10 protein-coding genes and 1 tRNA gene are annotated in these 12,384 nt (G+C 59.8%); 6 read left to right on the forward strand and 5 right to left on the reverse strand.

The annotated features are described in order from the left end of the window. Positions 1 to 27: 27 nt before the first annotated feature. Positions 28 to 1,263 (reverse strand): hypothetical protein, encoded by a 1,236-nt coding sequence (locus GGE33_RS12430; protein ID WP_183823476.1) that lies wholly within the window; start codon positions 1,261 to 1,263, stop codon positions 28 to 30. A gap of 247 nt (positions 1,264 to 1,510) precedes the next feature. On the opposite strand from GGE33_RS12430, the gene GGE33_RS12435 reads away from it, so the two are divergent. Then, a complete protein-coding gene (locus GGE33_RS12435; protein WP_183823478.1) occupies positions 1,511 to 2,467 on the forward strand; it encodes an NAD(P)H-dependent flavin oxidoreductase in 957 nt (318 codons plus the stop codon). 115 nt (positions 2,468 to 2,582) lie between these two features. After that, a tRNA-Thr gene (locus tag GGE33_RS12440) sits at positions 2,583 to 2,658 on the forward strand. Between the two features lie 77 nt (positions 2,659 to 2,735). Here GGE33_RS12440 and GGE33_RS12445 read toward each other — a convergent pair. The 3 genes from GGE33_RS12445 to GGE33_RS12455 form a co-directional block, all read right to left on the reverse strand. Further along, positions 2,736 to 4,556 carry a capsular polysaccharide export protein, LipB/KpsS family gene (locus GGE33_RS12445; RefSeq protein WP_183823480.1) on the reverse strand — a complete coding sequence of 607 codons (1,821 nt, stop codon included), beginning with the start codon at positions 4,554 to 4,556 and terminating at the stop codon, positions 2,736 to 2,738. A 97-nt stretch (positions 4,557 to 4,653) separates the two neighbouring features. Continuing rightward, the gene (locus GGE33_RS12450) at positions 4,654 to 5,805 is read right to left on the reverse strand and encodes a ceramide glucosyltransferase (RefSeq protein WP_183823482.1); all 1,152 of its coding nucleotides are present in this window, start codon (positions 5,803 to 5,805) and stop codon (positions 4,654 to 4,656) included. A gap of 157 nt (positions 5,806 to 5,962) precedes the next feature. Beyond that, positions 5,963 to 7,078 (reverse strand): NAD(P)/FAD-dependent oxidoreductase, encoded by a 1,116-nt coding sequence (locus tag GGE33_RS12455; protein ID WP_183823484.1) that lies wholly within the window; start codon positions 7,076 to 7,078, stop codon positions 5,963 to 5,965. A gap of 232 nt (positions 7,079 to 7,310) precedes the next feature. Between GGE33_RS12455 and GGE33_RS12460 the strand changes: the two genes are divergently transcribed. From GGE33_RS12460 to nadE, 4 genes are all read left to right on the forward strand, one after another. Continuing rightward, positions 7,311 to 8,264 carry a D-2-hydroxyacid dehydrogenase gene (locus GGE33_RS12460; RefSeq protein WP_183823486.1) on the forward strand — a complete coding sequence of 318 codons (954 nt, stop codon included), beginning with the start codon at positions 7,311 to 7,313 and terminating at the stop codon, positions 8,262 to 8,264. Positions 8,265 to 8,418: 154 nt separating this feature from the next. Then, the gene (locus GGE33_RS12465) at positions 8,419 to 8,679 is read left to right on the forward strand and encodes an acyl carrier protein (protein ID WP_183823488.1); all 261 of its coding nucleotides are present in this window, start codon (positions 8,419 to 8,421) and stop codon (positions 8,677 to 8,679) included. Between the two features lie 16 nt (positions 8,680 to 8,695). Further along, the gene (locus tag GGE33_RS12470) at positions 8,696 to 10,249 is read left to right on the forward strand and encodes a class I adenylate-forming enzyme family protein (RefSeq protein WP_183823490.1); all 1,554 of its coding nucleotides are present in this window, start codon (positions 8,696 to 8,698) and stop codon (positions 10,247 to 10,249) included. After that, entirely contained in the window at positions 10,246 to 11,244 is a 999-nt protein-coding gene (gene nadE / locus GGE33_RS12475) for an NAD(+) synthase (RefSeq protein WP_183823492.1), read from the forward strand. Before GGE33_RS12470 ends, nadE begins: the two co-directional genes overlap by 4 nt. 12 nt (positions 11,245 to 11,256) lie before the next feature. Here nadE and GGE33_RS12480 read toward each other — a convergent pair whose 3' ends face one another. Continuing rightward, a complete protein-coding gene (locus tag GGE33_RS12480) occupies positions 11,257 to 12,366 on the reverse strand; it encodes a hypothetical protein (protein ID WP_183823494.1) in 1,110 nt (369 codons plus the stop codon). Positions 12,367 to 12,384: the final 18 nt, after the last annotated feature.

Genomic DNA, 12,384 nt, shown 5'->3' on the forward strand with positions numbered 1-12,384 from the left:
GACGATCCGGCAGGCGAAGCTGCCGGGTCACTGACCCGGCAGAGCGCGAACGGAATAGATAAAGACCGGGCGATCGGCACCCTGAATACCGGTGTTAACGATGATGCGGCCGGGCGCATTGGGCGCCATCGTGCGGTCGAAGCTTACCTTGAACAGCGCGTCGAGCTTTTCCTGCGTTGCCGTGAAACGGTGGCGCGAACAGCTGCCGAGGCTGCCGAAATCGCAGCGGACCGAAATCTGCGAGTGCTGGTTTGCTGCCGACTGGATGGTCAGCGCCAGCGTGGAACTCTTGCCGGCAAGCTCGCGCAGGATTTCCACCGGCACTTCGATTGCGACATCTCCTGAGGCATCCGGCGTGGCAGAGGTGATCTTGAGCGCCTGCGCTTCGGTGGCCGTTGCGATTTCCGCCCTGGCTTGAGAACCTGCGGTAAAGGCCGTTCCCTGCTGCGGCTGGAAGATGGAAACCCATTCTTCTGAAAAACCTCCGCGCGAGGACAGCACGGATGGCCCCTGCCCCGAGGACTGAAGCGCCGACGGACGATTGGCGCTGCGCACAGCATCCTCGATCATCGATTGCACCATGCCCGACTGATAGAAGATGAAGCAGCCAGCAGCGACAATGCCCAGCGTTATGATCCATGTGATCAGATGAGACAGAAAGCCACGTTTCTTCCGGCCGCGGCGTCCAGCCGGAATTTCGGCGGATGGCTTGGCCTTACGGCCTTTGCGCCCCTTCGTCCCGGTGGCCGCTGCAACCTCGTCGACAGGAGAGGCTTCCGGTGGCGTGCCGGGCACCTGTTCGGATCCATACCCTGCCGGCGCGATATCCGGGGCCATCGAGGGCATTTCGGAGTGACGGTCTGCGGTCGCTCCTGATCGGGTTACACCACCAAGTGCAACCGCCTCAGCCACGTGGGGAGCGGGTGCACGCGGTGCGTCGACAGATACGGAGACGTCGGGGACAACGTGTGATGTGGTCTGGCGGACAGGCGCATCGATTTCGACAAAGGGATCGACATCGGGAGCCGGAACAGGCTGGGCCGACTGCGCCAGGCGGTCGATCTCCTCGTTCTCGATCTCGCTGATCTTGTCTTCCAGCCGCTTTCGCTGCTGCATGATGACGAGATTATCGGTGACGCCCTGCTTGCGCAGGCCGGCATCAAGTGCCTGGCGGGCGGACTGATAGATCCGGGCGCGCACCTGGCCATCACCACGTTCGGCGCGATCCAGGGCATTTCTTATGGCTGTTTCCAGGCCGCTCACTGCCGGTCCTTCCGGTTCATTCCAACTGGCGAGCGTAATCGTGTCACGCTCCGATTTTTAACCTCTCGGTAACGTCTCAGGCGCCGAACTGCAAGAAGGCGACCCAACTCATCCCGTGATGAGACGGCCGAAACATGGTGGCAAATCCATGGCGGGTAAGTTCGATCCGCTAAACCGAGGCGACTTCCCCCCGTGAAATTCATCTGATACACCATCTTACGTAAAGGTAATTCGGGAGGTTACTTTCATGCTTCCAGCGGTCCTCAAGGACAGGCTGCGGCTGCCGGTCGTGGCATCGCCGCTCTTCATCATATCGCATCCGCAACTGACGCTGGCGCAATGCAAGGCGGGTGTCGTCGGGGCTTTTCCGGCGCTCAATGCGCGGCCCGAAAGCCAGCTCGACGAATGGCTGGCACAGATAACGGAAGAACTTGCAGCGTATGATGCCGCCAATCCCGACAAGCCATCGGCACCATTTGCCGTCAACCAGATCGTCCATACGTCGAACAGGAGGCTGGAACACGATCTGATGATGTGCGTGAAGTACAAGGTGCCGATCGTGATCTCCTCGCTCGGCGCCGTGCCGGAGGTGAATGCCGCCGTGCATTCTTATGGCGGCATCGTGCTGCATGACATCATCAACAACCGGCATGCAAAATCTGCCATCCGCAAGGGTGCCGACGGTTTGATCGCAGTTGCGACCGGTGCCGGCGGCCATGCGGGCACACTGTCCCCCTTCGCACTGGTACAGGAAATCCGAGAATGGTTCGACGGACCGCTTCTTCTGGCCGGAGCGATCGCTACCGGTGGCGGCATTCTAGCGGCCCAGGCCATGGGCGCCGACATGGCCTATATCGGCTCGCCCTTCATCGCTACGGATGAGGCACGCGCTTCAGAGGGCTACAAGCAGATGATCGTGGATTCGACCGCAGCCGATATCATCTATTCCAACTATTTCACCGGCATTCACGGCAATTACCTGAAGGGGTCGATCACAGCGATGGGCATGGACCCGAATGCACTGCCTGAGGCCGATCCGTCGAAGATGGATTTCGACAAGGCGACCACCGGCGCGAAAGCCTGGAAGGAAATCTGGGGGGCTGGCCAGGGTGTGGGCGCGATCAAGGCAATCGAACCGGTGGCAAAGCTCGTCGACCGGCTGGAGGGAGAATATTTGCAGGCCCGTGAACGGCTCGGACTTTAGCCCCACCAGACCTGTTTGAGGAAAAACGACAGGATCGCGAAAACCGGCTTGAAATCGGAATTGGTTGCCTGTATCAGCGCATCACTCGCAGATTGGCGCCAGTCGCCACTGCCGGGCCGCTTTAGCTCAGGTGGTAGAGCACATCATTCGTAATGATGGGGTCGCAGGTTCGAGTCCTGCAAGCGGCACCATTCTTCCTATGTCAATAGAGTGATTTTGTTCTCGTTTCATTGAAGCGCGAATCTTTATTTACGCGACCAAGACCGGGTCAATGGTCTTCGCCTGCGAAACGGCTGCCTACCTGATACGTTTTCAAATGGTCAATCACTCGCGTTTCGATTTCGGCTGTCGCGCGATCGCGGTCGCGCAGGTCCACCGCATAGGTATTTCTCAAGAGATACCAGAATTTCCGCAGCTCATCAGGCGACAGCCTTGATCGGCCAGGGACGAACTGATCGGCAAAATCGCCGCGGCTTTTGCAGACGAAACATCCGGCCATGTAATCCGAGCGGCCGAAGACATAGACCGGTTTTTCGTGCAGCAGCGCTTCCGCGCCAACACCCGAATTGATGACGCAGACAGCTTCAGCCTTCGGAATGATGGCGTGGATGCTCGAATAGACCTGTCGGATCGTGCCTCTGGAGACGAGTTCGCCGAGATAATGCGAGACTTCCGGCGTCGTGCACAGGGGATGCCGCTTGATGACGACGGCCATGCCATGAGCCTGCGCTGCCCGGACGACGTCATCCACCATTTCGAACAGGTCGAGATAGGCCAGTTGGCTGACGGCATCGCCGATCAGTTGCAGCGCGACGAAAATGAACTTTTCCGGCAGTTCCTCGACATTGGAGACATCCGCCTGCCGGTATTTCGACAGATTGCCGCCGATGACGCGCTGCCTTTCACGATAGAAGAAGTCGCTCGCGGCCTCCTGGGACACATCCGCTGCGTGCAGTTCATCCAGCGTCATGGTCGAAAATCTTGACCAGCCTGCATAGCCACGTGGATCGAAGCTGAACAGGGACGGCCGGTCGGTCTCCTTGAAATGCAGGCCGAAATCCGTTTCGGAGACGGTGTGATAGGCGAAGAACGGGGCTGACATATTCAGCACGCCATGGGTCCGCAATCTGCTTCTGACCGCATAGGGTATTCCATGCTTGTCGAGTGCCTTGACTATGCCGGAAAGGGCAAAGCGGATGTCCGAGCGAAAGCCGGGATAATCGATCTTGTTTCTTCGAAAAGCGGCGGCCGGCAAAAAGATGACGAGCAGGTCAGCAACAACAGCCAGCCGGCTACCGCCGGCACGGGCCAGGATATCCTCATGGGCTTTGCGGATCACATGACGAAAACCCACGGTCTCATCCACGATAGATTGCAGCTCCGCAGAGAGTTTTTGTGTCTTTGTCATTCCTGACAGATGGGACGAGGAGACGAAATGCAGGGCGCCATCAAGATCGAAAAGGCTAAGCCTTGCGGTCACCACATCGCCCATATGCCACCGGGCTAGAGTTCGATCATTTTCGATATGGACCAGCTGCGTGGTCAGATGCCTGATGGCACCGGCGAAAATGTCCTCTCGATCACAGGCTTCCGCGGAAAGGGCCGTCGATAGGGCCAGTGTCAGGTCGAGATAGCCCGGCTCCGCCTGCATGAAGGCCAGTCCGTCTTCGGCAAGTCGTTCGTGATAACGTTGCTGATCGGAATCGTTCACTCCCGCAGGCTCGTTTCCGCCCTTCATCTGACGCTGAGAAGCTGCGCGCAGAAGTACCGCCGCCCCCGGGGAGAGGCGCGGATCGCCAAGGATTTCGGCCAGCCGCCGAGCGTGACCGGGCTCCACCACTCTGGTGATGTAAGTCGATATGCTCCAAAAGGTGAGCTGCTTCTTCCTTACACGGCGGATGAATAGATTTTCCGCCGCTTCGGGTCGGTCGGCATGGTATTCGATCAGCATCCGGCCCTCGAAGAGAAGAGCCGACAGCTTTCTCAATGAGACAAGCGGAGGCATGAAAAACGCGGCAGCGCCAAGCAGGATGCGCATCATCCGCAGGTTTCTGCCTGCCCGCACTCTCCTCTCGATATCCCCGATCATCGCGCCTGCCCTGAGCCGTAAACTGCCTGAGCAGACGGTATAGAGCGGTTCGCAACCAAATGGGAAGCTCGCGGAGATATTGACCTTAGTCCCGGCTTCAATGGGGCGGGGACGCAGAACTCAGCTCGCTTGTCTCGGTGCCGATCGTCATCGTGTTGCCGCGCCAGTCGAATGAACCGCTCAGCCAGCTTTTCATCCAGATTGCGGGTGACAACACATCGCGTGCAAGCATAGCAGGAAGCGTCCAAACCGAGAGGTGCCAGTTCTTTGCCAGGATCAGAGCGAGCTCGGGAAGATAGACCGCAGTGAGGACGGCAAGGGTGATCATCGAGAATGAGGGGGAGCCTGTCGACAAGGCTGCCGCAGCAAGCGCCAGTAGAAGCGGCGGCAGGCAACCGAGCAGGATTTCCGGCACGAAGAAGGCCGGAAAGGTGACCCGGCGCAGGCGCGCCCAACGGGCTTGTCGAGACCATATCTGAGTGAGTTCGCGCCTGCCGAGCGGCTGTTCGAATGGCGAGGCGACAAGATGGACCTTGCGGCCGAGACGGCGCACCAGCTTGGTCGCGGCAGCGTCCTCAGCAATTTCGGCACCGAGTGCGGCGATGCCGCCTTCCGCATCGAGCATCGGCTTGAACCACAACATGCTCTTGCCCTGGGCAAATCCGAGGCCAACTGCTTCGCCGGCATATTGCCAGCGTGCCTGCTGGGAGTTCAGGAAAGCGCATTCGATTTCTGCCCAGAAACCTTCCGGGCGAGAGCCGAGCGGAGTGGAGCAAACAAGACCGGTGTTCGGTCGACGCGCCGCCATGAGATGGCCAATATAATCGCGCGGCATCAGAACGTTGGAATCGGCCAGGACAACCCAGTCGTTCACCGCAGCACGCCAACCCTTGACGCAATTGTTGAGCTTCGGATTGGCGCTGACGCGGTCGTCGCCAATCAGCAGGCTTGCCTTGATTTCGGGATGCCTCGCCATGACCTCCTTGACCGTCGGAATGACCGTGTCACGCGCATCGGCAACACAGAAAATCAGCTCGTAGTCCGGCCAATCCAGATCGAAGGCGCGTTCTAGCGTCAGGGGGGTGAAATTCTCGATGCCGCAGGCCGGGATGACGACGGAGACAGGCGGCTTTTCGGTGAGCGCTGGTGCCGGGCTGCCTCTGCGCGACAGGCGACCCATCGCAATGCCGATACTGATGCCGTTGGCAGCGATCAGTGCACCGGAAACAAGGCCTAGAATAAGCGACATCACAAGCGATCTCCGTTGGGCCTCGATATATCAGCGTCGGGCTCCGCCTTCATGGGGCGCGGCTCATCGGGCTTGGCGAAGGAGCCAAGCACGGACGGATGTCAGGGACATGACACAAGGGCGGATGCCGAGGCTGACCGGTCCATACCCACGACTTTTATTCGGAAATCAGCCTCCAGACCTCATCGGCGATGGCAAGCGACGAGGTGAGGCCAGGAGATTCGATACCGTATAACGCCACGTAACCCTGATGTCCCGCAACCTGCGGTCCCTGGATGATGAAGTCGCCGCCGCCACCGCCTTCGGGGCCTACCGTCTTTGGCCGCACGCCGGCATAGGCCGGCTGCAGCGAGGCATCCTTCAGATGCGGCCAGTATTTACGGATCGCGGCATAGAATTTTTCCGAGCGGGCCGGATCGACATCGTAGTTTGGGGCTTCCACCCATTCGACATCAGGCCCGAACCGCGCCTGTCCGGCGAGATCGAGTGTCAGATGCGTGCCGAGGCCACCCGGTTCCGGTACCGGATAGATCAGCCGACTGGCCGGTGCCTTGCCAGACAGGGCAAAATAATTGCCCTTGGCGTAGGAGCGATGCGGAATTGTTGCAGGATCAAGCCCTGCCAAGTTTTCAGAGACCGACCATGCCTCAAGCCCCGCCGAATTAACAACCAGCCGTGCGTTCGCGGTGAAAGGGTCATTGCCGCCAACGGAGAGATTTAGCCCATTGGCTGTCAATTCGCCGGAGAGAAGCGGAGAGTTTACGACAATCGTGCCGCCATGAGCCTCGATATCGGCAATATAGGCATCCATCAGGCCGTGGCTGTCGATGATGCCGGTCGACGGCGAAAAGAGCGCCGCATGGCCGGTAATCTGCGGCTCGAGTGCATGCAGTTCCGCGGCATCGATGAGGTAGCAATCGTCGACGCCGTTGGCTGCAGCCTGTTTCAGCAGCTTTTCCAGATAGGCGACCTCATCGGGGTCGGAAGCGACGACAAGCTTGCCGCATTGGCGGTGCGGGACATGGCGCGCGCGGCAATAGGCATAAAGCGCATCCCTGCCCTTGACGCAGAGTTCCGCCTTGCGGCTGCCGCTTGCATAATAGAGCCCGGCATGGATGACCTCGCTGTTGCGCGAGGAGGTGATGCTGCCAGTCAACGGCTCGCTTTCGAGAACGACGACCTCACGCCCCGCCATCGCCAGCCGGCGGGCAATAGCCAGACCGACGACACCACCACCGACGACCACGCAATCGAGGTCGAGAACTTCCCCCATGCAACTCCCCCATACAGGTCAACTTGGCCGTTCTTCGGGCTTTCACGAAAGCCCGAATGTTGTAGGACTACATTCCTCAAACAGGCGCGCGCCGAATGCAAGCCGGAACTAAAGCGTGTCGCGATCCTTCGGATTCGCTCACACGCTTTAGATTCTTGATTTGTCGCATGTCTTCAGCGCAAAACCGCTGCACACTTTTGCGCGACATGCTTTACTTTTTTGGGAGGCTCCAATGACGAAGATTGTTTTCCTCGATCGCGACACGATCGGTCCTGCGGTGACGATCACCCGGCCGAGCTTTCCCCATGAATGGGTCGAATATGGCAAGACGCCGGAGACAGAGGTGGCGGGACGAATCCGCGAGGCGGATATCGTCATCACAAACAAGGCACCGGTGCGCGAAGCGTCGATCAAGGCTGCGCCGAAGCTGAAAATGATCACGGTCGCGGCGACCGGCTACGACGTAATCGATCTCGCCTTCGCCAAGGAGCGCGGCATCGTGGTTTCGAATGTGCGCGGTTATGCGGTCAATACCGTGCCGGAGCATACGTTTGCGCTGATCTTTGCGCTACGCCGCTCGATCGTCGGCTTTCGCGAGGATGTGATTGCAGGCGAGTGGCAGCGCGCCAACCAGTTCTGCTTCTTCAACCATCCGATCCGTGATCTGGCCAATTCCACGATCGGCATTTTCGGTGGCGGCACGCTGGGCCAATCGGTGGCACGGATCGCCAAGGCGCTGGGCATGAAGGTGATGTTTGCCGGACGCAAGGGTGCAGCCAAGGCGGCGGAGGGCTATACGCCGTTCGAAACGGTGCTCGAAGAGGCCGACATCATCACGCTGCATATGCCGCTGAAGCCCGAGACGCGCGATCTGATCGGTATCGAGGAATTCCGCCGGATGAAAAGGCATCCGCTGATCATCAATACCGCAAGGGGCGGGCTGGTGAATGAGGCCGACCTTGTGACGGCTCTGGATGAGGGGCTGATTGCCGGCGCCGGGTTCGACGTGCTGACCAAAGAGCCGCCGGCAGCCGACAATCCACTTCTGATCGTGCTCGACCGGCCGAATGTAATCCTCACCCCGCATGTCGCCTGGGCGAGCGACGAGGCGATGCAAGCGCTCTGGGCGCAGGTAATCGGACATGTCGAGAATTTCGAAAAAGGCACGCCGTCCAACGCTCTGTAAAGTATCGACCTGAACATTTTCGGGAATGTATCAAAGTGGAAATGCGGGCTTAGCGAAAGATTCAGGTGTTTGATGCAGGGTCAGACCATGGGTAATAGTGGCCGCGCGTGTTGAAACCGCTGAATAGGCCACTCTCTGGGGAAGGCTTATTCTGATGGCCGACAAGTTCAACGCTCCCGTGCGGGAATTCATTGCGGAAAACTTTCTGTTTCGCGCCGATGCTGAACTCGACGACAATCAGTCATTGCTGGAAAGCGGCGTGATCGATTCCACCGGCGTGCTCGAAGTCATCGCCTTTCTGGAGCAGACGTTCGGCATTTCCATTGCGGACGATGAGATCGTTCCGGAAAATCTCGACAGCATCGCCAACATGACGCGATATCTGGCATCGAAGCTGCCGGCCGCGGCGGCTTGAGGCCAGCGGACCGGCCATGCGTATCGAGGATCATCTTCGCCAAAGCGCCGGTCGTTTCGGATCGAAGATGGCGCTGATCGCCGGCGGGACCCAGCTGTCCTACGGGGAGTTGGACAGACTATCGGACTATCTGGCGGCAAGCCTGGTCGCGAACGGTATCAAGGTCGGCGATCGGGTTTTGATGATTGCCGAAAATTCGGCCGAGGCGGTCGTCGCATTCTTCGCCGCGTGGAAGGCCGGGGCGGTACCCTGCCCTCTCCATGCCTCGATCAAGCAGGACAAGCTGCGCGCCATCATCGAGAGTACAGAACCTTATACCATCCTTGCGCAGGCCCGTTTCCTGAGCTTGGTGGACAGTGCACTCAGCGGTGCGGATCATGTTCCTCTCAAAATTGCATTCGGCACCCTGCCAACGAGCGCCACCGAAGATTGGCTGGCCTATGAGGCGATTGCCACTCATGACGGCAAGGCCGAACTGCCGCGACAGGTGGACAGCGAAGCGCTGGCGCTTCTGATCCACACATCGGGTTCGACCGGCACGCCGAAGGGCGTGATGCACAGCCATGCCAGCCTGCTCGCGGCCTGTGGCGCGATTATCGACTATCTGGAAAACCACTCCGACGACATAATATTGAGCGTGTTGCCGATCTCCTTCGGTTACGGGATCACCCAGATCCTGACCATGGTGATGGTCGGTGGAACACTGGTTCTGGAGAAGAGCTTTGCCTTTCCGCGCAAGACGCTTCAACGCCTCGCTGAAGTGAAGGCAACCGGATTTCCGCTGGTGCCGCCGATGGCGGCGTTGATCACGGGCATGCAGGATCTACAGCCGGATTTCCTGCCCCAGCTACGCTATATCACCAGCGCTGCCGCCGCCATGCCTCCGTCTGTCAGCCAGAGTCTTCGTGCCCTGCTGCCGGACACTCAACTGTTTCTGATGTACGGCCAGACGGAATGTATTCGCGCGACCTATCTTCCGGCGGAAGAGGCCGATCGGCGGCCGCTCTCCGTCGGCCGGGCCATTCCGGGAACGCGCGCCTTGATCATCGATGAGGACGGTAGTGCGCTCGGCGCCGGCGAGATCGGTGAACTGGTGATCGAAGGACCGCATGTAATGAGCGGCTACTGGAGAGACGAGCTGAGTTCGTCCACCAAGCTGCTGCCCGTTGCCCATGGCAGACGGCTTCATACCGGCGACCTGTTCAGGGCCGACGAAGACGGCTTTCTGTATTTCGTCAGCCGGCGCGACGACATCATCAAGACCCGCGGCGAGAAGGTCAGTCCACAGGAAGTGGAGCGGGTTCTCTACGCGCTTCCCGGTATTCGAGAGGCGGCTGTCGCCGGCGTTGATGATCCGGTGTTCGGCCAGTTGATCCGCGCCTATGTCGCGCTGGAGCCTGATGCCGAACTTTCCGAAAAGGATATCCTGCGCCACTGCGCGGCTCATCTCGAAGATTATATGGTGCCGAAAAGCGTCGAGTTTCGCGACGCACTGCCAAAGACCAGCACCGGTAAGATCCGCCTTACGGCCGAACAATCCGCTCCCGATATCGAGGACAATGTCGCATGACAAACGCCCCTGCCCGCTTGAAACCGACCACATCGTTTTCCGCAAAGAACCTCGTGCTCGATGCCGAGGCGGAGATCGAGCGCATTTGCGAATGGCTGCGCCTGACGGTACTGAAAGACCTACGCAAGCGCGGTGCCGTGCTCGGCCTTTCCGGCGGCATCGATTCCAGCGTGACGGCCGCGCTTTGCGCCCGCGCGCTCGGCAAGGGCAAGGTGACCGGCGTGTTCATGCCGGAACATGACAGCGACCCGGACAGTCTGCGGCTCGGCAAGGCGCTGGCGGAGGCGGTTGGCATCGAAACGGTACTGGAGGATATCGGCCCGTCACTCGCCGCCCAGGGCTGCTACGCCCGCCGTGACGGCTTTATCCGTCAGGTCGTGCCGGAATTCGGTGACGGCTGGGGCTGCAAGGTGGTGCTGGAGGATGCTCTCACGGGGCGCGGTTACAACATCTCCTGGCTGGTGGTCGCCAATCCGCAAGGCGAGCAGAGCCGGCACCGGATGCCGCTCGACGTCTATCTCGGCATGATCGCCGCCGCCAACATGAAGCAGCGGACGCGCAAGCAGATCGAATATTATCATGCCGACCGTCTGAACTTCGGCGTTGCAGGCACTCCGAACAGGCTCGAATACGACCAGGGGTTCTTCGTCAAGAACGGCGATGGCGCGGCCGATTTCAAGCCGATCGCGCATCTCTACAAGACCCAGGTCTATCAGCTGGCGGAAGCGCTCGGCGTGCCGGAAGAGATCCGCCGTCGCCCACCGACGACCGACACATGGTCGCTGCCACAGGGACAGGACGAGTATTATTTCTCGCTGCCCTATGACCGGATGGATATCTGCCTCTATGCGCTGGATAACGGTATTTCCCGCGAAGAGACCGCGGACGCCGCGGGGCTTACACCGGATCAGGTGGATGCGGTCTGGCGCAATATCGCCTCGAAGCGCAAGGTTGCCGATTACCTGCACGCCCCGCCGCTGACGATGCTCGACTAAACCCGATCGGGCTCAGTCGAAATCGTCGCCGATCAGGCGCATCCAGTTTTCTCCGGCGAGCCCGCTGATCAGGGCTTCGCCGGCCTTGATCGGTTCCAGCAGGCTTTTGTCCTTTGCATGGGCGACGAAAAAAGCGCGGCCGTAAAACAGCGTCTTCCGGCTGATGAGTTCGGGCGTCAGCCAAGGATGGCCGGCGCCGCGGATAGCGACACAGCCCGCGGCATCGGCATGTGCAAACAGATCGTCGACCATTTCGCCGGCGATATTTGGTGCGCAGACGGCCTGCAGTAGCCAGCCAATCCCGCGCGGGCGACCGTAATAGACGTAACAACCGACCAGCTCGCCGCTGCGGGACTCGGCGATACGCCACGAGGGCTTACCAAACTGGCGCTTTTCCTGCGCATGATCCATGAACCAATCCAGCGACGCTCGGTTCCACTGCGGGCGCAGGGGAAAGAGTTCGGAGAGTTTCAGCACCGCTTGGGTAAAATCTTCCCGCGATGCATCCCAGAAATTTACGCGCCCTGCCCCATGGATCGGCGGCGCCCGAAACGCCTTCACTCCCATGCGATCGATCATGCCGTCTGACAGTGATGCAACGGGGCGGAGAAAACGCGCAGCTTTCAGCCCGCGCTCGGCAACCTGAACGGCCGTGCCTGCAGGGCGCAGGATTCGCAGCCAGTTGAGACTGTAAGCTATATCCAAAGGCAGGGCGAGCTTCTGCCACATGCCGAGCGCCAGGGCATTGGCGGTTTCCGTCAGTGAGATATCCTGCGGCCCGGTGAGGAAGGCACGCAGGAGACGGGCACCTGCCAGTGGATTCTGCTCATGCCGATCCACCATCATGGAGCCGGCAAAGGCCGCGCGGATGGGGCGACCGTTTATTTCGAGGCGGGATGGAAATACACCGATGAAGCCCTGCACACCGCCGCTTTTGTCGATGAAAACCTTGGAACGAATTTCCTCGTCGTACCAGGGATGATCGAAGAGCACCTCGCGCAGATACTGGATCATCGAAGGACGTACAGGCTGCGAACCACGGAATGTCTTCTGGAAAAGTTCTGCCACGGCAGGCAGATCCTCCCGCTCCAGATCACGCACTCCGCCCGCCTTTTCCGCCATGACAGCAATCCCCGTTGA

The sequence above is a fragment of the Aliirhizobium cellulosilyticum genome (assembly GCF_014198105.1).
GTDB classification, from domain to species: Bacteria; Pseudomonadota; Alphaproteobacteria; order Rhizobiales; family Rhizobiaceae; genus Neorhizobium; species Neorhizobium cellulosilyticum.